19 protein-coding genes are annotated in these 19419 nt (G+C 62.1%); 10 read left to right on the top strand and 9 right to left on the bottom strand.

The window, feature by feature from the left end:
- Positions 1-177: 177 nt before the first annotated feature.
- Positions 178-456, bottom strand: coding sequence for a DUF3077 domain-containing protein (locus UCMB321_RS27435; protein WP_040071841.1), 279 nt, complete (start codon positions 454-456; stop codon positions 178-180).
- Positions 457-1235: 779 nt separating this feature from the next.
- Here UCMB321_RS27435 and UCMB321_RS27430 point away from each other — a divergent pair.
- The 4 genes from UCMB321_RS27430 (at position 1236) to UCMB321_RS27415 (ending at position 5856) form a co-directional block, all read left to right on the top strand.
- Positions 1236-2051 carry an alpha/beta fold hydrolase gene (locus UCMB321_RS27430; protein ID WP_040071840.1) on the top strand — a complete coding sequence of 272 codons (816 nt, stop codon included), beginning with the start codon at positions 1236-1238 and terminating at the stop codon, positions 2049-2051.
- Between the two features lie 37 nt (positions 2052-2088).
- Entirely contained in the window at positions 2089-2991 is a 903-nt protein-coding gene (locus UCMB321_RS27425; protein WP_040071839.1) for a LysR family transcriptional regulator, read from the top strand.
- Between the two features lie 125 nt (positions 2992-3116).
- Positions 3117-3746: a glutathione S-transferase family protein gene (locus tag UCMB321_RS27420; RefSeq protein WP_040071838.1), complete on the top strand. Its 630-nt coding sequence runs from the start codon at positions 3117-3119 to the stop codon at positions 3744-3746.
- Between the two features lie 55 nt (positions 3747-3801).
- Positions 3802-5856 carry a 2Fe-2S iron-sulfur cluster-binding protein gene (locus UCMB321_RS27415; protein ID WP_040071837.1) on the top strand — a complete coding sequence of 685 codons (2055 nt, stop codon included), beginning with the start codon at positions 3802-3804 and terminating at the stop codon, positions 5854-5856.
- Between the two features lie 204 nt (positions 5857-6060).
- Here the strand turns inward: UCMB321_RS27415 and UCMB321_RS27410 are convergent, their stop codons facing one another.
- Together UCMB321_RS27410 and UCMB321_RS27405 are read right to left on the bottom strand one after the other, a co-directional pair.
- Positions 6061-7563, bottom strand: a complete 1503-nt coding sequence (locus UCMB321_RS27410) for an aldehyde dehydrogenase family protein (protein WP_040071836.1) — start codon at positions 7561-7563, stop codon at positions 6061-6063.
- Positions 7564-7887: 324 nt separating this feature from the next.
- On the bottom strand, positions 7888-8511 hold the full coding sequence (locus UCMB321_RS27405) for a LysE family translocator (RefSeq protein WP_040071835.1): 624 nt from the start codon (positions 8509-8511) through the stop codon (positions 7888-7890).
- A 143-nt stretch (positions 8512-8654) separates the two neighbouring features.
- Here UCMB321_RS27405 and UCMB321_RS27400 point away from each other — a divergent pair, with 143 nt between their 5' ends.
- Entirely contained in the window at positions 8655-9128 is a 474-nt protein-coding gene (locus tag UCMB321_RS27400; RefSeq protein WP_040071892.1) for an Lrp/AsnC family transcriptional regulator, read from the top strand.
- 1 nt (position 9129) lies between these two features.
- Here UCMB321_RS27400 and lpdA read toward each other — a convergent pair whose 3' ends face one another.
- Together lpdA and UCMB321_RS27390 are read right to left on the bottom strand one after the other, a co-directional pair.
- Complete coding sequence (gene lpdA / locus UCMB321_RS27395) at positions 9130-10530, bottom strand: dihydrolipoyl dehydrogenase (RefSeq protein WP_040071834.1); 1401 nt, start codon at positions 10528-10530, stop codon at positions 9130-9132.
- A gap of 137 nt (positions 10531-10667) precedes the next feature.
- Complete coding sequence (locus tag UCMB321_RS27390; protein ID WP_040071833.1) at positions 10668-11006, bottom strand: hypothetical protein; 339 nt, start codon at positions 11004-11006, stop codon at positions 10668-10670.
- Positions 11007-11711: 705 nt separating this feature from the next.
- Between UCMB321_RS27390 and bufA2 the strand changes: the two genes are divergently transcribed.
- The 4 genes from bufA2 (at position 11712) to cfaB (ending at position 14971) form a co-directional block, all read left to right on the top strand.
- The gene (gene bufA2, locus UCMB321_RS27385; protein ID WP_040071832.1) at positions 11712-11963 is read left to right on the top strand and encodes a BufA2 family periplasmic bufferin-type metallophore; all 252 of its coding nucleotides are present in this window, start codon (positions 11712-11714) and stop codon (positions 11961-11963) included.
- Between the two features lie 69 nt (positions 11964-12032).
- Positions 12033-12878, top strand: coding sequence for an MNIO family bufferin maturase (gene bufB, locus UCMB321_RS27380; RefSeq protein WP_040071831.1), 846 nt, complete (start codon positions 12033-12035; stop codon positions 12876-12878).
- Positions 12869-13660, top strand: a complete 792-nt coding sequence (locus UCMB321_RS27375) for an HvfC/BufC N-terminal domain-containing protein (protein ID WP_040071830.1) — start codon at positions 12869-12871, stop codon at positions 13658-13660. Before bufB ends, UCMB321_RS27375 begins: the two co-directional genes overlap by 10 nt.
- 126 nt (positions 13661-13786) lie before the next feature.
- Positions 13787-14971, top strand: a complete 1185-nt coding sequence (gene cfaB, locus UCMB321_RS27370) for a C17 cyclopropane fatty acid synthase CfaB (protein ID WP_040071829.1) — start codon at positions 13787-13789, stop codon at positions 14969-14971.
- Here cfaB and UCMB321_RS27365 read toward each other — a convergent pair.
- Both UCMB321_RS27365 and cls read right to left on the bottom strand, forming a co-directional pair.
- Positions 14962-15423: a hypothetical protein gene (locus tag UCMB321_RS27365; protein ID WP_040071828.1), complete on the bottom strand. Its 462-nt coding sequence runs from the start codon at positions 15421-15423 to the stop codon at positions 14962-14964. The two genes, cfaB and UCMB321_RS27365, sit on opposite strands and share 10 nt — an antisense overlap.
- 120 nt (positions 15424-15543) lie before the next feature.
- A complete protein-coding gene (gene cls / locus UCMB321_RS27360) occupies positions 15544-16983 on the bottom strand; it encodes a cardiolipin synthase (RefSeq protein WP_040071827.1) in 1440 nt (479 codons plus the stop codon).
- Positions 16984-17114: 131 nt separating this feature from the next.
- On the opposite strand from cls, the gene UCMB321_RS27355 reads away from it, so the two are divergent.
- Positions 17115-17630, top strand: coding sequence for a DUF3617 domain-containing protein (locus UCMB321_RS27355; protein ID WP_040071826.1), 516 nt, complete (start codon positions 17115-17117; stop codon positions 17628-17630).
- A gap of 23 nt (positions 17631-17653) precedes the next feature.
- Here UCMB321_RS27355 and UCMB321_RS27350 read toward each other — a convergent pair whose 3' ends face one another.
- Both UCMB321_RS27350 and UCMB321_RS27345 read right to left on the bottom strand, forming a co-directional pair.
- The gene (locus UCMB321_RS27350; RefSeq protein WP_040071825.1) at positions 17654-18541 is read right to left on the bottom strand and encodes a metal ABC transporter substrate-binding protein; all 888 of its coding nucleotides are present in this window, start codon (positions 18539-18541) and stop codon (positions 17654-17656) included.
- Positions 18542-18552: 11 nt separating this feature from the next.
- Entirely contained in the window at positions 18553-19419 is an 867-nt protein-coding gene (locus UCMB321_RS27345) for a metal ABC transporter permease (RefSeq protein WP_040071891.1), read from the bottom strand.

The raw sequence follows: 19419 nt of genomic DNA, 5'->3' as shown, positions 1-19419 counted from the left end.
GGAGGGCGTGGATCTATTTTTCGCTGTGTGGGACCAATCTTGCTCGCGCCGAGTATGAAGACGCTGCAGTGCGCAGGTTACCTGCGTCATCGTTGGCGTCCATCGCGAGCAAGCTTGCTCCTACAACTGCAGTTTTGTTTGAGTCGACAATTGCGACCTGTCAGTGGCTCCCCCAGCCTAGGCCTTTTGGCTAGACAACATTCTCTGGTTCAGGTCATCGACCACTGCTTTGCCCATCTCGCAGAGGTAGTGGGAGGCCCAGGCATAACGCTTTCCATCTGTCTCCATGGCGGCGTCCAGGGCCAGGTGCTTGGCGCAGTAAAACAGGTTGGAGGCGTGCTCCATGGCGTCCTTGATTGGGACATCGGGGTTGACTCGGAACAACTGCTGATCACCCGCGCCGCAGGAGGCAAAGGTAATGACACCGAGGGTCTTGATCGGGGGATGGTCGTTCATTGGACACCTCCAGAAGTTGCGGAGGCGGAACCGGCATCAGTGTGAAGCAACGAGAAGATACAAACATCCATGGCATAACTCCTGATTTTGAGGAGCCGCGACCATTCGTTTCCAGGCGAAGGGTGGCAGCTGTACGCAGGCTGGAAACCGGGAAATCAGGACCCCGGCAGACCCGAAGGTCTCCCGCGCACAGCCGCCATGACACAGATATGCGGGCACAAAAAAACGCCTGCAATCGTAATTCATGGAGGCGTCGAGCGCCTGATTTCTTACCGGGTTTCCAGGCCCGATCGCTGAATGAGCAGCGACATTCGAAGGGTAGTATTCAGGCTGGTATGGCGACAAGGTAAGGATTATTACCGATTGTGGCTGCCCCACGAGCGTACCCGAAGCATCTTCTATAGCGGTCAACTAATCCCGAACACGACGCAGGGGACATCGATCAAAGCGGCGAGAAACAGTGCTTTGAGCATGAGGAAGAAGGGGCGGCTGTAGAAAAAGCAAACCCCCAATGAAGGGGGTTTCGCGGAAGCCCTTAGGGATTAACCCATCAACCGGCACGGCCGAGAACCAATGGCGGCATCTGAACACTTCAGACCTGAAAGGTAGAAGCTCCGTATATATCCAGACCACTTCAGGCTAATGAAAAATGCCTGACCCGTCAACGTCGCATACCGCTGGACATTTGAACGCGTGCAGGCAACGCTGTCCGATCTCTTGATTCCGGGTGCAAGGGGCAAGGCACTCGCGGTTTCATCCATTTGCGAAGGGGGAATTCAATGCCGTTTGTGACGATCGATGGGCAACCGCTTCATTTCCTCGACCAGGGTGTGGGCGAGGTGGTGGTGCTGGGTTCCAGCTACCTGTGGGACAGCGGTATGTGGGCGCCGCAGATCGCGGCGCTTTCGCAGCACTATCGGGTGATCGTGCCGGAGCTCTGGGGCCACGGGCAGTCAGGGCCGTTGCCGGACACTACCCATGGCCTCGACGATCTGGCGAACCAGGTGCTGGCCTTGCTGGATCACCTGGAGATTCAGCGTTTCAGCCTGGTCGGCCTGTCGGTTGGCGGCATGTGGGGCGCCCGTCTGGCCCTGGCGGCACCCGAGCGCGTTCGTGGTCTGGTGTTGATGGACACCTACGCAGGTGAAGAGCCAGCGCCGACCCGACAGTATTATTTCTCGATGCTGAAAATGATCGAGGACGCCGGCAGCGTTCCGCCGCCGCTGCTCGACGCGATCGTGCCGATTTTCTTCAAACCGGGTATCGATCCGCAGCTGCCGTTCTACCAGGCGTTTCGCGCATCCCTGGCGACCTGGTCGAGCGAGCGCCTGCGTGACAGCGTCGTACCGCTGGGACGACTGATCTTCGGGCGTGACGATCGTCTGGCCGCGCTGTCGGCATTGGATGCCGGGAGCACCCTGGTGATGGGCGGTGAGCAGGACAAGCCCCGGCCGCCGAGCGAAGCCTGGGAAATGGCCGAGTTGATCGGCTGCGATTACATCGGGATACCGGATGCTGGGCATATTTCCAGTATCGAAAACCCGACGTTCGTGAACGATGCGCTGCTGACCTTCCTGTCAGAGCTGCCTGTCTAATCACCGCAATCCTCGGTAGGAGCGAGTCGGTCAATCCATGGACAGATTCCAGGAAATGCAGGTGTTCGTCGCCGTGGCCCAGGAGCAGGGCTTTGCGGCGGCGGCACGGCGTCTCGCCCTCTCGGCACCGAGCGTGACCCGGGCGGTGGCGGCGCTGGAACAACGTATCGGCGCCCAGTTGCTGGTTCGTACCACGCGCAATGTGAACCTGACCGAATCCGGGCAACGTTACCTGGACGACTGCCGGCGTATCCTCGCCGCGATGGAGGAAGCCGAGGCCTCGGCCGCCGACAGTCACGCCCGCCCCAGTGGCCAACTGACCATGACTGCGCCGGTGCTGTTCGGAGAGCTGTACGTCACCCCCGTGATGGTGCAGTACCTGGCGCAGTATCCGGCGGTGGATATCAACGCATTGCTGGTGGATCGCGTGGTGCCCATGGCCGAGGACGGGATCGACGTCGCGGTGCGGATCGGCGAGTTGCCCGACAGCGGTTATCACGCCGTCAGGGTAGGGCAGGTACGCCGGGTGGTCTGCGCTTCGCCGACTTATCTCGACAAGCAGGGCCGACCGAAGCATCCGGACGAATTGCGCCAGGCGCAGATCGTCATGGCCGCGTCGGCTTCACAGGTCAGGAACTGGCAGTTTCTCGACGGCGACAAACCCTTGAGCATCCGTCTGGAACCGCGATTGGCGCTGACTGCGAATCGGGCTGCCATCCGCGCCGCCTGCATGGGCTTTGGTCTGACTCGGCTGCTGTCCTATCAAGTGGCAGACAAGTTGGCGAGCGGCGAGCTGGAGATCGTGCTGGAGGATTTCGAGTTGCCGCCGCTGCCGATCCATGTGGTGTATCAAGGTGGTCGCACGACGTCCGTGCGGGTGCGCAGCTTTGTCGACTTCGTGGTCGCGGCCCTGCGCGAGGATCCGAATCTGAGAGGCTGATCACCCTTTCAGTTTCTGAAAGAATGGATTGCCGTTTCTGGTGATTCTGTTGTTTTCGCTGAAGGGGGAAGATTACTCCATCAGCGCGAACCATCCCGGGTCGCGCTTCTGCCCTGGAGTCGGTCATGCCTCAGAACGCCATCAAGCTCTACAATTTTCCTCGTTCCGGCCACGCTCACCGTGTCGAACTGATGTTGTCCCTGCTCGGTCTGCCGGTGGAACTGATTCATGTGGATCTGCCCAGCGGTGCCCATAAAAAGCCGGAATACCTGGCCCTGAATGCCTTTGGCCAGGTGCCGGTCATCGATGATCAAGGCGTTATCCTCGCCGACTCCACGGCCATTCTGGTGTACCTGGCGCTCAAGTATGGGCAAGGCCGTTGGCTGCCCACCGATCCGGTTGGCGCCGCCCATGTGCAACGCTGGTTGTCGGTGGCGTCGGGGCCGATTGCCTTCGGTCCGGCCCGGGCCCGCCTGATCACGGCCTTCGGTGCACCCTATGACGCGGAAGAAGCGATCAGCCGTTCCCATGCCTTGCTCAAGGTCGTCGAGCAGGAACTGAGCCACTCGTCCTATCTGGTGGGGGATACGCCGACCATCGCCGACGTCGCCGGTTACAGCTATATCGCCCATGCGCCGGAAGGCAATGTCTCGCTGGCCGACTACCCTAATGTCCGGGCCTGGCTGGCTCGCATCGAAGCGCTGCCAGGCTTTGTACCGATGCCGCGCACCGTGGTCGGTTTGCAGACAGCCTGAAGTCAATGAAGCCTCCCGGTCTCGGGCCGGGAAGGTTTTCCGTGGAGACGTCGCGATGAACCCACACAGCCCCTCCAGAACCTCACCCTGGCATGCCGGCGAACTGCGGATGCAGGCCCACGTCGGGGTCGCCGAACGGATGGCGGAGTTCGGCCCCAAGGTGATTCGCGACTATATGCCGGACCAGCACCGTGATTTTTATCGGCAGTTGCCGTTCCTGCTGTTTGGCAGCGTGGACGACGAAGGCAACCCATGGGCGAGCCTGTTTGAAGGTGAGCCCGGCTTTGCCTTTTCTCCCGAGCCGAGGCTTCTGCAAGTGGAGAGTTTTCCACAGCTGGGCGATCCCACGTATTCAGCCCTGCAAACCGGCGCGGCCATCGGCCTGTTGGGGATCGAACTGCACACCCGGCGGCGCAATCGCATCAATGGGCGTGTCACGGCGCGCTCTGGGCAAGGTTTGAGCGTTGCCGTGGAACATGCATTCGGCAACTGTCCGCAGTACATCCAGTTGCGCCAGTTCGAACGGGTGCCCGCGCCGGACCCGACGACACAAGTGGTTCATCGCTCGCACGGCCTGGACGCCGTGGCGACGGCAATGGTCCGCGCCGCCGATACCTTCTTCGTCGCCAGTTATGTGGATATCGACGGTGCCCGTTCCGTGGATGTCTCCCATCGTGGCGGGCAAAGCGGCTTTGTCCGGGTGGAAGGTGACCGCCTGACTATCCCGGATTTCGCCGGCAACCTGCATTTCAATACCCTGGGCAATCTGCTGGTCAATCCCCGTGCCGGCCTGTTGTTTATCGATTTCAATAGCGGTGACCTGCTGCAGCTCAGCGGGCGGACCGAGGTCATCCTGGAAGGGCCGCTGGTGAAGGCCTTTCAGGGCGCCGAACGTTTGTGGACGTTCCACGTGGAACATTGTGTGCGGCGCCCGGCGGCTTCGACCTTGCGCTGGAAGTTCGAGGGTTTTTCACCGAACAGCCTGATGACCGGCAGCTGGGAGAAGGCCGCCGCGCGTCTGCAGGCCGAGGCTTTGGGCAACGCTTGGCGGCCTTTGCGGATCAGTCGGATTATTGAGGAAAGTCGCAGCATTCGCTCGCTGTACCTGGAGCCGACAGACGGGGCGGGATTGCCCGTGTTTCAGGCCGGGCAGCATTTGCCGCTGCGTTTCAATCTGGACGGGCAGACGCAGATTCGCACCTACAGCCTGTCGGGGGCGCCGTCGGATGAGTTCTGCCGGATCAGCGTCAAGCGCGACGGCCGAGTGTCGTCCCATATACATGAGCAACTCAAGGTCGGTGATGTGCTGGAGGTGCGTGCGCCGCAGGGGCATTTCACGCTGGGGACCCATGAGCAGCGCCCGCTGGTATTGCTGGCGGCGGGCGTGGGGATTACGCCCTTGCTGTCGATGTTGCGGGAGGTGGTGTACCAGGGCAAACGCACCCGGCGGATGCGACCCACGGTATTGTTCCAGAGTGCCCGGTCGTTGGCGGAGTTGCCGTTCAGGACCGAGCTGGATGAATTGTTGGCCCGTGCCGGCGACACGGTCCAGGTGGTCCGACTGCTGAGCCAACCGGAGCCTGATGCGGTTCCGGGCGAGGATTATCACCTGCAAGGTCGACTCGATGTCGAAGTACTGAGGGCCGTGCTGACGGTCGATGACTATGATTCGGTGGATTTTGTCCTGTGCGGCCCGGGTGGTTTTACCCAGGGGCTGTACGATCAGTTGCGCGATATGGATATCCGCGACGAGCGTATTCATGCGGAGACTTTCGGGCCCTCGACGTTGCGCCGCCGCCAGGATCCGGGTGTCCCTCGGATCGAGCAGCCGCCGGCGGCTACACAGTCGGTGCCGGTGGTGTTCCATCGTTCGGGCAAGGAGGCGCGGTGGCAGCCGGAGGGTGAAAGCCTGCTGGCGTTGGCTGAGAGCCGGGGTTTGCAGCCTGAGTTCAGTTGCCGGGGCGGCTCTTGTGGAACCTGCAGCACCCGCCTGATCAGTGGGCAGGTGCATTATCCACTGCCGCCCGCGGAGTTGCCGGGCGAGGGGCAGGTGTTAATCTGTTGTGCGATTCCGGCCAAAAGCACGGAACCGCTGGTGCTGGATCTGTAACGGCCGATAGCGTGGAGTGTCAGCGGTGGAGATGCAAGATGTACTACCGCTATCGCCAGCAAGCCGGCTCCCACACAGATCTGCGTTCCACCGCCGGATATCGTCGAACCGTGAACCCTGTGGGAGCTGGCTTGTCGGGACGCCGCACCGCAGCGATGGCGATGTCGCATTCATCGCAGGACGTTGGCCTTACGGAAGGACTGTTCAGCGCCGCAGGCTGGTATCGATCTGGCTCATCCGGCTGCGCAGGGTGAATACCCCATCTCCGGCCAGGATCGCGCCACGGGCAAACAACCGCCCGTTCTCCCAGTTCGACAGCCCCAGCTCCGGCTTGTTCAGCGCGTACTGTCCATCGACCCAGCGGGTGAAACCATCGCCGACAAAGGGCGCGTTGATACTGTTGTAGAAATAGTCATGGGCGCCACGGTCGGCGCTGATCAGCGATACTGTGAATTGCGGGCTGTAACGATTGAACAGGGTTATTGCCTGATCCAGGTCATCGACGATTTTCAGGCTGACTTCCGGTGTCTCTTCCCACTCCCACTCACAGCCAAGCTGATCCTCGGGCAACGACTCGGTTTGCGCTTCTTCCTGATAGCCTTCGGCACGCTGGACCTGCACCCGCGCCTGCAACCACTCGGCGGGCAGCACGCTTTCATCGCCACTGACGATATGCAGCTTGCAGTTCTGGCCGCGTGCTTCGCCGGCGGCCTTCAGGGCCTCGAGGAACAGCGGCACCAGTTCGGCCGCCCGTTGGCGATGAATCACGCAGACATTGAGGGTGTTGCAGACCTTGCGATCCAGGGAGTTGCGCACCACTTCGGCAAACCGTCCGGCATCGGCGTCCTGATGGGCCACCAGCCAGGCGCCGCCGGTGCCGTGCAGACTGACCACGGTGCCGGCCTGCTGGGCGATCCCGCCGAGCTGCTGCACCGCATGGCCCGAGCCACGGGCCACTGCCAGGGACAGGCGCCGATCGGCGAACATGGCCCAGCCCGCCGCCCGATCGCTGCTTTCCACCAGCGACACCGCGCCCGCCGGCAAGCCCGCTTCGCGCAGCGCCGGATCGAGGGCGTGGCGAACAATCGCCTGGGCGGTGCCGAGGGCATCGCTGCCGATCCGCAGCACCGCGGTGTTGCCGGTGCGCAGGACGCCGGCGGCATCGGCAAACACATTCGGCCGACCTTCAAAGACGAACGCCACCACGCCCAAGGGCGCAACGACCTGCTCGACTTTCCAGCCCTGATGTTCCACCGACTCGCGGACCCGACCGCGGATCAGCGGCGCGTCGCGCCAGGCCCGCAGCCCGGCGATCATGTCGCGGCGCATGGCCTCGCTCGCCAGCAGGCGGGTGGTGGAGCGACCACGGGCCTTGGCCTGTGCGATATCGGCCTGGTTCGCGGCCTCGATCAGGGCCCAGGAAGCCGGCGCTTCCAGGTGCTGGGCGAACAGGTCGAAGAACTGGCTGATGGCTTCGTCCGAGACCAGGGCCAGGGCGGTGAACGCGTCCTGTGCGGTGTCGATGGCCTGGGTCGCGATCTGTTGCTCGGCGCGGGGGATCAGCAACAGTTCGCCGCTGGCCTGGTCCACCAGCAGATGATCGCCCGGCTGGAAACGCTCGGCCAACTCCGGCGGTACCGGGGAAACCCGGTTACCTGCGTAGAGAATCGGAGTGCCGGCGATAAGACGATCAAGCGTGCTGGTCATGATGGGAAAACTTGTCTGTGGAGTAGAAGGCAAAATGTATAAGAAAAACGCCGTCGGCTCACCTGCTAACGGCGTTTCTTTTGCACGACGCTGTATCCCCGATGCAGGAACCGGCTTGCCGGCGATGGCGTCCGCAAGATCGATGCAAGGCTTGCCGGCCTCATCGCTGGCAAGCCAGCTCTTACAGGGGCGTGGCAACACGATATTTTGCGGTGATACGCAGATTTACTGTGGGAGCCGGCTTGCTGGCGATGGCGTCCGCACGGGCACAGCAAGACTCAAAGGCCTCATCGCCGGCAAGCCGGCTCCTACAAAGGGAAGCCTTCAGGCTTGCTGGATAAACGCCAATCTGACGGCAAAGCCGATCAACAGGCTGCCGAACAGCCATTGTTGCAGGCGTTGTGCCCGCGGGCTCTTGTCCAGCCACTGGCCGATCCACGCACCGGCCAGGGCGTAGCCACTGTCGAACAGCAGCCCGACCCCCACCAGGGTCGCACCGAGGCCAAGGAACTGCGCGGCCACGGGGCCCGCGTGGGCATCGATGAATTGCGGTAGCAGTACGGAGCAGAACAGCAGCGCCTTGGGGTTCAGCAGATTGGTGAGCAAGCCTTGTTGCAGGGCGGCGCGCCAGTTCAAGGCGCGTTCGCTTCCCTCGCCACCGGCGCTCAACGACGCCAACGACCCGGGCCGCAGCATGCGCACGCCGATCCACAGCAGATAGGCGGCGCCTGCCAGGCGCACCACATCGAAGGTCCACGGCGCGGCCTTGAACAGCGCCGCCAGGCCCAGGGCCGCGAGCCCCACGTGGCAGGCGCGGGCGATACCCAGGCCCAGGGCGGTGGTCAGGGCCTGGCTGCGGCCATGGCGGGCGCCGGTTTGCAGCAGCAGGATCATGTCGGGGCCGGGAAGCAGATAAACCATCGCCAGTGCGAACAGGTAGAGGAGCATCGTGCTGTTTCTCCAAGGGGGATAACCGGAGAAAATTCTATGTCGGAAGGCCAGGGCAGGTGCTTGCGTATTCAACTCGTGAAAAGCTTAGACTTGGCACTTCCTGCCAATATCGTCGAAGTGAATAGTCGGATATGCCAAAAATAAAACTCGATGCCTACGACCGTAAAATTCTCGCGGCCCTGCAACAGGATGGACGCCTGAGCAACGTCGAACTGGCCGCGCAGATCGGCCTCTCGGCGTCGCCGTGCCTGCGTCGGGTGCGCATGCTCGAGGAGGCGGGGGTGATTCGAGGCTATCAGGTGAACCTGGATCGCGATGAGGTCGGACTGGGACTGACGGTGTTCGTCGGGGTCAAGGTCGAGCGGCACCATGAGGCCGAGGCCGAAGCGTTTCGCCTGGCGGTCCTGGCCTTGCCGCAGGTGATCTCGGCATTCCTGGTCTCCGGCGAGTCGGACTTTCTGCTACAAGTGGTGGTGCCCGACCTGCGGGCTTATGAGCGTTTCCTCAATGGCGAACTGCTGCGCCTGCCCGGTGTGCGTGACATCCGCAGCAACTTCGCGATCCAGGCGGTGAAGGCGCCCGGACCGCTGCCGTTGAATCACCTGCCCGACTGACTCAGATCTGCGTGGCCAGGCCTTCGACGTTCATCGCCGCCTGACGCAACGCTTCGGAGCGGGTCGGGTGTGGGTGGCAGGTGAGGGCGATGTCTTCGGCCGAGGCGGAAAACTCCATGGCCACGCAGTACTCGCCGATCATCTCGCTGACACTCGGCCCCACCAGGTGGACGCCGAGGACTTCGTCGGTCTGCGCGTCGGCCAGGATCTTGGCGAAACCCTCGGTCTCGTGATTGATCTTGGCCCGGCTGTTGGCGCTGAAAGGGAATTTTCCGACCTTGTAGGCGCGGCCTTCGGCCTTGAGCTGTTCTTCGCTCTTGCCGACACTGGCCAGTTCCGGCCGGGTGTAGATCACGCTGGGGATCAGCGCGTAGTTGACTTCACCGGCCTTGCCGACGATCTGCTCGATGCAGGCCATGGCTTCGTCTTCGGCCTTGTGGGCGAGCATCGGGCCACTGGTGACATCGCCGATTACCCAGATCCCCGCCGCTTCGGTGCGGTGGCCCTGGTTCGCCAGCAGGCCGCGCCGGTCGGTTGAAAGTCCCACGGTTTCCAGTCCAAGCCCCTGGGTGAAGGGGCGACGACCGATGGCCACCAGCACGTAGTCGGCGTCGATCAACTGCGCTTCACCACCGGCTGCCGGTTCCACACGCAATTGGACACCGGTCGCGGAGCTGCTGGCGCGGGTGACCTTGGACCCCAACAGGAAGCCGATGCCTTGTTTGCTCAAGGAACGTTGCAAAGTCTTGCCGGCTTCCACGTCCACGCCAGGGCAGATACGGTCCAGGTATTCCACCACGGTGACCTGGCTCCCCAGCCGGCGCCATACCGAACCCAATTCCAGGCCGATGACCCCGGCCCCGATCACCACCAGATGCCTGGGCACCTCGGGCAGCGACAGCGCGCCGGTGGAGTCGAGGATGCGCCGGTTGTCGATGTCGACGCCCGGTAGTGGTGTCGGCTCGGAGCCGGTGGCGATCACGATGTCCTTGGCCTGCAAGGCGGTCTCGCTGCCGTCGGCGGCGCGTACCAGCACCTTGCCAGGGCCGGCGATCCGCCCCCAGCCCTTGATCCACTCGACCTTGTTCTTGCGAAACAGGTATTCGATGCCCTTGGTCAGCCCGGCCACGCTCTCGTCTTTCTGTTTCATCATTTGCGTGAGGTTGAGAGCGGGCTTGACCTCGATCCCGAGATTGGCGAATTCATGGCCCATGGCCGCCTCATAGAGCTCGGAAGCGTGGAGCAGGGCCTTGGACGGCATGCAGCCGACGTTCAGGCAGGTCCCGCCGAGGGTGGCGCGGCCCTCCACGCAGGCGACCTTCAAGCCCAACTGGCCGGCGCGAATGGCGGCGTTGTAGCCCCCGGGCCCGCCCCCGATGATGACGACGTCGTAGCTGCTCATGACTGTTCTCCTGCGAGACACCTGGTTGAGGAAGAGGGACAAAGGTCGGTGTCATAAAATATTATGATCATAATATTGTCCCTGTGCACAACCTTGGTCAAGGCGTCAGGCGTTAATGGCGTCCTGAAAGCACCGCGTCACCTGGAGGGCTTTTTGCTGCTGCCTGCTCGAGCCGGATCTTCCAGAAAGGTCGTGTAGGGATACGTCGAGTCGGCGTGGAAATTGATCCGCCGCCCTCGGACGGTGACCCATTGCGGGTCGGCCTTTATGCAAAGTGTCTGGCCACTTTTGAAGGTGAGTCGGTGAATCTGTTGATTGTTTTCCCGGCTGATTTCATGACTGATCAAGTCCAGCAGATTGCTCAGGCCCAAGGGAGAACCCGGTTGATTGATGGTCAGGCAACTGGAAGTATCTGCGGCAGTGGCAGTCCCCAGTGGCGGCTGAAAATAATGGTACTCACTCAAGGTATGGCTCATGGCGGCTCCGTCGCTCAAGTGTGCGCGCTGAGTGTCGGGTATGTTATTAGTCGGCAGCGAGCACAGGGGTCAAGTGTGTTAAGGGTGAGGCATATAGTTATAAGTTATCTGGCCTCGTGATGTTTGAAGGCGCACGAGGATAAATAAGATTTCAGGGTTTTGAGCCGTCTATTCAACGGGTTGGGCGCGCTGCGGAACCGTTGTCAGACGCTTTTCAATACTGGGAGTTACGAAGGTTTTTAATGAATGGGCACGGACTATTCAAAGTCAGTGGGATGTTAGTCATTGCCAGGACACCAATCAAGTCACGCAGATGTTGAATTTTGTTACATGAGTACCAGGTGAGTGAGTGATAACTTTTCGGGTTGTTTCGAGTAGTGGGACGACAGATAAAGCAGTGTCAGTGTTTTCCGTGTTGTCAGATTAATTTATAGACGGAATTAAACCGTTCAGGCAGCGCTTTCATTATCCGCTGTTTGGATATTTTTGTTATGTAGTAACGTAATGCTTCAATAGGCCACTTCCCTTGCCGGGCCGCCGGGTGACGTTCCAGCAGATGAGGGGGAGAGGCGCCGACGAGGGCTTATTTTCGAAAAAATTTGCAAGGACCTGTAACGGCCGGCATCGACCGCTCTCTAGTGGCATGTCGAGACTGAACATTCCGTTCGGACCGATACCCCTAACGCATTTTCGAGGATAAGAACCATGTCGATCAAAACCGCCGCTGCCGGTGCCGCACTCGCTCTCGCCGCCGCCACCCTGTTTGCCGGTGTCGTGACCCAGGCATCGGCTGCCGACGCCCAGGTTCACTGCTATGGCGTCAACGCCTGCAAAGGCCAGAACGACTGCAAGACCAAGGATCACGCCTGTAAAGGCATGGGCTCCTGCAAAGGCCAGGGCTTCAAGGTCATGACCAAGTCGGCTTGCGACAAAGCCGGCGGCAAGGTTGGCGAATAAGCGACGACCGAGTGCTCCCGCAGCGGTCGGCCCCCATGCCGCTGCGGACACTTTCGCAAGGAGTCCAGCATGTCCGTTTCCCGTCCCTGCCTGGGTTATGGCCTGGGTTTGCGCAGTCACTATCACCAGGAAATCCTCGAGCAGTCGCCCGCGGTGGACTGGTTCGAGATCGTTTCCGAGAATTACCTGGTCCAGGGCGGCAAGGCGCTGTATTACCTGGATGCCATCGCCGAGCGTTATCCGCTGGTGATGCATGGCGTGTCGCTATCCATCGGCGGGCCCCATGCACTCGACGGGGAGTACCTCAAACAACTTAAGCAGTTGGCCGGGCGGGTCAATCCCGCGTGGATTTCCGACCACCTGTGCTGGAGTCGCGGCAATGCTCATCAGTTGCATGACCTGCTGCCGCTGCCTTACACCGAAGAAAGCCTGTACTACGTCGCGGCCCGCGTCCGCCAGGTGCAGGACGTGCTGCAACAGCCGCTGGTGCTGGAGAATGTCTCCAGTTACGTGCGTGCCGCGGCCGATGAGTTTTCCGAGTGGGAGTTTCTCGAAGCCCTGAGTCGCCTGAGCGGCTGCGAGCTGCTGCTGGACGTGAACAATGTCTATGTCAGCGCACGCAACCACGGTTTCGATCCCTGGACTTTCATCCACAGCCTGCCGGCGCACAAGATCCGTCAATTGCACCTGGCCGGGCATGCCGACTATGGCGACTACGTGATCGACACCCATGATCACCCGGTCTGTGATCCGGTCTGGGCGCTCTATCAGCGGACCCTCGAACACCTGGGGCCGGTGGCGACCTTGCTGGAGCGTGACGATCACTTCCCGCCGTTGGCCGAGCTGGTGGACGAACTGGACAAGGCCCGTGAGTTGGGCGGTATTGCCCTGGCGCGGAGGTCGTTATGCGCCTGAATGACTGGCAACTGGCATTCGAAGACTACCTGCTGGGAGAAGACGCCACGGCCGACGCAGCATTGGGCGCCAGCCTGATCGGCGGGCCGAGCCTGGATGTCGAGACTGGTCTTGCCATCTACCACAACGCTTACCGCGCCCGTTTGCAGGAAACCCTGCGTAGCGACTTTCCCACGGTCCGGCACTGGCTGGGTGACGATGAGTTCGATGCACTGACCGCGGCCTACCTGCGCGAATGTCCATCGTCCCATTACAGCCTGCGCTGGCTGGGGGCGGGGTTCGAAGCGTTCGTCCTGCGCCACCTGGTGCCGGAGCAGGGCGCGCCCCTGGCGGAACTGATTCGCCTGGAATGGGCCTTTACCCTGGCCTTCGATGCCTTGCCGGGCGCGGCCTTGACCCTGGAGGCCATGGCCAGCCTGCCGGCCGAGGCCTGGCCGGCGCTGCGGCTCGAGCGGGTGCCCAGCGTCCAGTGGCTCGATGGTCGCTTCAACAGCCTGGCGATGTGGCGGGCGGTGAAGGCCGAAACGGCGTTTCCCGACAGTCTCGAACTGGATGAGCCGCAGGTTTGCCTGGTCTGGCGTGCCGGCCTGGTTTGCCAGTATCGCAGCCTTGAATCGGCCGAAGCCCACGCCTTGAACGGCATGCTGCATGACGGTTGGAGTTTCGCCGAACTGTGTGCCGAGCTGGCGGGCAGTCTGGGGGAGGGTGCACCCTTGCAAGCGGTCAGCTGGCTCAAGCAATGGGTGAATGACGGCCTGGTTTGCCAATGCCACGCGCTTTGACGCGATCATTTCCCCGCCGGGCGGTGGCGGGCAAACCCATAGTTCGAGTCTATTCTCTCCATAGGCTGACAGTTCCCGCGAATGCGCTACCCTTAATTCAGACGTCTGAAACAAGGGGGATTACTGATGCTCGCGCAACTTCCACCGGCCTTACAGAATCTGCAGCTACCGCTTCGCCTGAGACTCTGGAACGGTCACGAATTCAATCTCGGGCCGACGCCCAGTGTCACGATCGTTGTGAAGGACCCGCAACTGGTCGCGCAATTCACCCACCCCACGCTGGACCTGCTGGGCAGTGCCTTCGTCGAGGGGAAGCTGGAACTCGAAGGCTCGATCAGCGAAGTCGTGCGGGTCTGCGATGAGTTGAGCCAGGCTCTGCTGGAGGATGAAGGGGACAATCTTCCGGTGCGCCAGGCCCACGACAAGGAAACCGACGCCGCCTCCATTTCCTACCATTACGACCTCTCCAACGCCTTCTACCAGCTCTGGCTGGACCGCGAGATGGTCTATTCCTGCGCCTACTTCGAACGCGATGACGCCACCCTCGAGGAAGCCCAGCAAGCCAAGTTTCGCCACCTGTGCCGCAAGCTGCGCCTGCAGCCGGGCGAGTACCTGCTGGATGTCGGCTGCGGTTGGGGCGGGCTGGCCCGCTATGCGGCGCGGGAGTTCGGGGTCAAGGTGTTCGGTATCACCCTGAGCAAGGAACAGCTGGCGCTGGCGAAGGAGCGGGTCGCCGCCGAGGGCCTGCAGGACAAGGTCGACCTGCAACTGCTGGATTATCGCGACCTGCCCCAGGACGGTCGCTTCGACAAGGTGGTCAGCGTCGGCATGTTCGAACATGTCGGCCATGCCAACCTCAAGCAGTACTGCAAGATCCTGTTCGGCGCCGTGCGCGAAGGCGGCCTGGTGATGAACCATGGCATTACCGCCAAGCATACCGACGGACGTCCGGTGGGACGCGGTGCCGGCGACTTCATCGATCGTTATGTGTTCCCCAATGGCGAGTTGCCGCATGTGTCGATGATTACCGCGCACATCAGCGAGGCCGATCTGGAAGTGGTCGACGTGGAGAGCCTGCGCCTGCACTACGCGCGTACCCTGGGGCAGTGGAGTCAGCGCCTGGAAAACAACCTCGAGGCGGCGAGCCACGAGGTGCCGGAACGGGCCCTGCGGATCTGGCGGCTGTACCTGGCCGGTTGCGCCTACGCCTTCGAAAAAGGCTGGATCAACCTGCACCAGATCCTGGCGGTGAAACCCTTCGCCGACGGCAGTCACAACCTGCCCTGGACCCGCGCCGATATTTATCGCTGAGGCGTCTGCCAGCGGATGGGCAACGGGTCGGCCAGTTCATTGCGCTCCAGGCGGAAGCTGCCGTGCTGGGGCGCAATGTTCTGGTCCGAAGGCAGGTGCGCCTGTTGCTGGAACACACCGGTATTCTTGTCGAAGGCCAGATCATGAAGGGCGACATTGCCATACCAGTCGCTGGATGGCAGCGAGATGTAGCTGATGGCGTACCGGGTGTCGCTGAACTGGCCTTTGACGACGTAGACGCCGTAGTGTTCTTCCCCCGGCGAGACGATCTTGTAGAGGCCGTTGTCGTAGTAATACAGCGTCGCCTCCTTGAAGGGCTTGTCCTTGTACAGCACCTCGTAGGTCAGGTGGTGAATGTAGCTGGGCTTGCCGAACTCGACGTTGAGCGACGGTGCCGCGCTCGCTTGGGCAACGCCGAGGCTCAAGAGCAGCCCCATTAAGGTGGATTTCATCGTTATACCTTCCGTTGGTCTGAGAACCGTCCAGCTTAGAAGAACTTCCCGCCCTTCGTAGCGCATTACGATGATTTCAGACCATTCCTGCCAGCCTCGAGAATCTATCCTTCATGCCGGTTACAAAATCGGCGAGATCAACCGCGCGACCCGCATGCCGAGCTGTTGCAGGCGGTGGGTCTGCCGGCTTTCCTCCTTGGCCACCTCATGGGCCAGGGCAAAGTCCTGCTCCAGCATGCGTTCCACTTCCCGGGCGAAGGCTTCGTCCACGGTCAGCAACATCAGCTCGAAATTCAGCCGGAACGAGCGGTTGTCCAGGTTCGCACTGCCGATGGCGCTGATTTCGTTGTCCACCAATACCACTTTCTGATGCAGGAAACCGGGGCCGTAGCGGAACACCCGTACACCGGCGCGTACTGCTTCGAAGGCATACAGGCTGGACGCGGCGTAGACGATGCGGTGGTCGGGGCGTGACGGCAGGAGCAGGCGCACATCCACGCCGCGCAGCACCGCCAGGCGCAAGGCGGCGAACACCGCTTCATCGGGGATGAAGTAGGGGCTGGTGATCCAGATCCGCTCCCGGGCCGAGTGAATGGCTTCGACGAAGAACAGCGAACAGGTTTCCACCGGGTCGGCGGGGCCGCTGGCGAGCAACTGGCAGAGCACACCGTCGTCCGGGTAGGACTCCGGCAGGATCAGCGGCGGCAATTTGCGCGAGGCCCAGAACCAGTCTTCGGCGAACGACTCCTGCAGGCAGGCGACCACCGGGCCGCTCACCTGCACATGGGTGTCGCGCCAGGGTGACAGCGGCGGCATGGCCCCGAGGTACTCGTCGCCGACGTTATGCCCGCCGACGAATCCCACCAGACCGTCGACCACCACCACCTTGCGATGGTTGCGGAAATTCACCTGGAACCGGTTCAGCCAGCCGCTGCGGGTGGCGAACGCGCGAATCTGCACGCCACCCTCGCGCAAGGTCTCGACGTATTCGTGGGGCAGGGCATGGCTGCCGATCCGGTCGTACAACACGTAGACCGCCACGCCTTCGGCGGCCTTTTCCAGCAGCCGTTTCTGCAGCAGTCGCCCGAGCTGGTCGTCATGGATAATGAAAAACTGCACGAGCACCGCTTCCCTGGCCTGCTCGATGGCCTGGAAAATCGCGTCGAAGGTCGTGTCGCCATTGACCAGCAACTGCACCTGGTTATTGGCCAGGCAGGGCATGCGCCCCAGTTTCGGCATCGCCCGCAGCGAGGCATAGGCCTGGGAACTGCGCGCGGCCAGGGCCTCCTCGACCCAGGGGCGCCAGTTCAGGTCGGCGATGGCCTTGCGCATTTCCACGTTGGCCTGGCGCCGGGCCTTGATATAGGCGTCGAAGGTGCTGCGGCCGAAGACCAGGTAGGGAATCATTGTCAGGTAGGGGATGAACATCAGCGACAGGGCCCAGGCGATGGCGCCTTGGGCGGTGCGCACGGTCAACACGGCATGGAGGGCGGCGATAAGGCCAAGGGAATGAATCAGGGCAATCAGGTAGCCGAAAATATGTGGGCCAAAATAATCCATGGGCGATCCTGCTCAAGTGTTTCTCAATGTCTAACAGACCATGTTCCGCCGTTATTGTCGCTATTTAATTATTGACGCAACCTCAGCATGATTCTGACGTCTAAGGCGAACCATTCTCTAGGAGCTATTCGATGAACCTTCGTCTGCCGAGCCTGGCCCTTGTCCTTGGCTCAATGATTTCCGTTGCCCAGGCGCAGGTGCTGCAACCGGGTTTGTGGGAGCTGACCTCCAGCAATGTGCAGGTCGAGAACCAGCAACTGGATGTGGGCATGCTCATGGGCGTGCTGAAACAGAACACCACCCCGGAGCAGCGCGCGGCGCTGGAGAAGCAGGGAATCAACCTCGGGGGTGAGGGCGTACGGGTGTGCCTGACGCCGCAGCAGGTGGCATCCGAGTCGATTCCCCTGACCGATCCGCAATCGGGTTGCAACCAGCAGATCACCGAGCGCAACGGGCCGGATTGGAAATTCCGTTTCAGTTGTCCGAAGGCCCAGGGTGCCGGTGTGGCGCACTTCGTCAATGACCGTGAGTTCACCACCAAGGTCAGCGGGACCTTCAATGCTACCGGCATTCAGCAGAACGGCAGCATGGAAACCCGAGCGGTGTGGATGGGGCAGGATTGCGGGGCGGTGAAGCCCCGGACCTGATCAAGGGGAGGGTGGCCGCAGGGTTATTTGCTCAGCGCCGCATGCAGGGTGTTCATGTTGTATTCGAACAGGCCGGTAAAGGTGCTGGCCGGGCCTTCGGCGGCCAGGGCGTCGGAATACAGGGTGCCGCCGATCTGCGCGCCGCTTTCGTCGGCGATCTGCTTGAGCAGGCGGGCGTCCTTGATGTTTTCCATGAACACGGCCTTGACCTTGTCCTTGCGGATCTGGGTGATCAGCGTGGCGACTTCGGCGGCGGACGGCTCACGTTCGGTGGACAGGCCCTGTGGCGCCATGAACTGGATGCCGTAGGCCTGGCCCAGGTAGCCGAAGGCGTCATGGGAGGTGACGATGCGACGATTGCCGGCCGGTAGGTTGCCGAGCTTGACCTTGGCTTCGGCCAGCAGGCGGTAGATCTCTTTCAGGTAGGTCTGGCTGTTACGGGTGTAGTCGTCCTTGTTCGCCGGGTCGACCTTGATCAGCGCCTTGGTGATGTTGTTCACATACAGCTCGGCGTTGGCCAGGTTGTGCCAGGCGTGGGGGTCGGGAATGGTTTCGCCGTCTTCTTCCATGGTGTGGGAGATCACGCCCTTGCTGGCGGTGACCACCGGCGCCTTGGTCTCGGTGCTGGTCACCAGGCGGTCGAGCCAGGGCTCGAAGCCCAGGCCGTTCTTGACGATCAGCTTGGCGTTGAGCAGGGCCTTGGCGTCATCCGGCGTCGGCTCGTAGGTGTGGGCGTCGGCGTCCGGGCCGACCATGCCGATGACCTCGATATGATCGCCGCCGATCTGTTGGGTGATGTCTCGCAGAATGCTGAAGCTGGCGACCACCGGGAGCTTGTCCGCTGCCTGGGCGGTGGACAGGTTCAGGGACAAGGCCAGCACGGAGCTGAATAGCACGAGTAGAGCGCGCATCGGATGACACCTCATTGGGACGTTAGCGAAGGCGGGCGGCGCAGCAGGCCGTGTACCGGGCCGAAGATCACGGACAGCAGGTAAAAACCACCCGCGACCAGCACGATGGAGGGCCCGCTGGGCAGCGAGTAGTAGAACGACAGCAATAATCCGAGGGTGACCGAGACGCAGCCGATCAGCGCGGCAATTGCCATCAGCACCGGCAGGTTGCGGCTCCAGAAGCGCGAGGCGATCGCCGGCAGCATCATCAGGCCGACCACCATCAGGGCGCCGATGGCCTGGAAGCCGATCACCAGGTTCAACACCACCAGGGTCAGGAACACACCGTGGGCCAGGGGGCCGAGACGACTGACGGTTTGCAGGAACAGCGGGTCGAGGGTGTCCAGCAGCAGCGGGCGATAGATGATCGCCATCAGCACCAGGCTGATGCCGCAGACCCAGAGCATGCCGGTCAGGGTCGGGCCGTCAACCGCCAGGGCCGAGCCGAACAGCAGGTGCAGCAGGTCCAGGCGTTTGCCGGCGATGCCGAGGAGCAGCACGCCGCTGGCCAGGGAAATCGGGTAGATCGCCGCGAGGCTGGCGTCTTCGCGAAGGCCGGTGCGGCGGGTGATCCAGGCCGAGAGCCCGGCCATGCCCATGCCCGCGCCGAGACCACCGATGGTCAGGGCCGGCAGGCTCAGGCCGGCGATCCAGAAGCCCACCGCGGCGCCCGGCAGAATGCCGTGGGCCACCGCATCGCCGATCAGGCTCATGCGCCGCAGGATCAGGAACACCCCCAGCGGCGCGGTGCTGCAGGCCAGCACCAGCCCGCCGAGCAAGGCCCGGCGCATGAAGACGAAATCCTGGAACGGTTGCCACAGGTGGCTGGCGAACATCAG

It is taken from the genome of Pseudomonas batumici (assembly GCF_000820515.1).
Lineage (GTDB): Bacteria > Pseudomonadota > Gammaproteobacteria > Pseudomonadales > Pseudomonadaceae > Aquipseudomonas > Aquipseudomonas batumici.
This window is presented reverse-complemented; position numbering and strand designations above follow the sequence as displayed.

Coding starts and splice junctions, on each gene's coding strand:
- lpdA (WP_040071834.1), bottom strand. CDS start 10,530: ATGAGCAGCTACGACGTCGTCATCATCGGGGGCGGGCCCGGGGGCTAC.
- UCMB321_RS27405 (WP_040071835.1), bottom strand. CDS start 8,511: ATGCTCCTCTACCTGTTCGCACTGGCGATGGTTTATCTGCTTCCCGGC.
- UCMB321_RS27415 (WP_040071837.1), top strand. CDS start 3,802: ATGAACCCACACAGCCCCTCCAGAACCTCACCCTGGCATGCCGGCGAA.
- UCMB321_RS27365 (WP_040071828.1), bottom strand. CDS start 15,423: ATGAAATCCACCTTAATGGGGCTGCTCTTGAGCCTCGGCGTTGCCCAA.
- UCMB321_RS27425 (WP_040071839.1), top strand. CDS start 2,089: ATGGACAGATTCCAGGAAATGCAGGTGTTCGTCGCCGTGGCCCAGGAG.
- bufA2 (WP_040071832.1), top strand. CDS start 11,712: ATGTCGATCAAAACCGCCGCTGCCGGTGCCGCACTCGCTCTCGCCGCC.
- UCMB321_RS27350 (WP_040071825.1), bottom strand. CDS start 18,541: ATGCGCGCTCTACTCGTGCTATTCAGCTCCGTGCTGGCCTTGTCCCTG.
- UCMB321_RS27355 (WP_040071826.1), top strand. CDS start 17,115: ATGAACCTTCGTCTGCCGAGCCTGGCCCTTGTCCTTGGCTCAATGATT.
- UCMB321_RS27435 (WP_040071841.1), bottom strand. CDS start 456: ATGAACGACCATCCCCCGATCAAGACCCTCGGTGTCATTACCTTTGCC.
- UCMB321_RS27430 (WP_040071840.1), top strand. CDS start 1,236: ATGCCGTTTGTGACGATCGATGGGCAACCGCTTCATTTCCTCGACCAG.
- UCMB321_RS27420 (WP_040071838.1), top strand. CDS start 3,117: ATGCCTCAGAACGCCATCAAGCTCTACAATTTTCCTCGTTCCGGCCAC.
- cfaB (WP_040071829.1), top strand. CDS start 13,787: ATGCTCGCGCAACTTCCACCGGCCTTACAGAATCTGCAGCTACCGCTT.
- bufB (WP_040071831.1), top strand. CDS start 12,033: ATGTCCGTTTCCCGTCCCTGCCTGGGTTATGGCCTGGGTTTGCGCAGT.
- UCMB321_RS27410 (WP_040071836.1), bottom strand. CDS start 7,563: ATGACCAGCACGCTTGATCGTCTTATCGCCGGCACTCCGATTCTCTAC.
- cls (WP_040071827.1), bottom strand. CDS start 16,983: ATGGATTATTTTGGCCCACATATTTTCGGCTACCTGATTGCCCTGATT.
- UCMB321_RS27390 (WP_040071833.1), bottom strand. CDS start 11,006: ATGAGCCATACCTTGAGTGAGTACCATTATTTTCAGCCGCCACTGGGG.
- UCMB321_RS27375 (WP_040071830.1), top strand. CDS start 12,869: ATGCGCCTGAATGACTGGCAACTGGCATTCGAAGACTACCTGCTGGGA.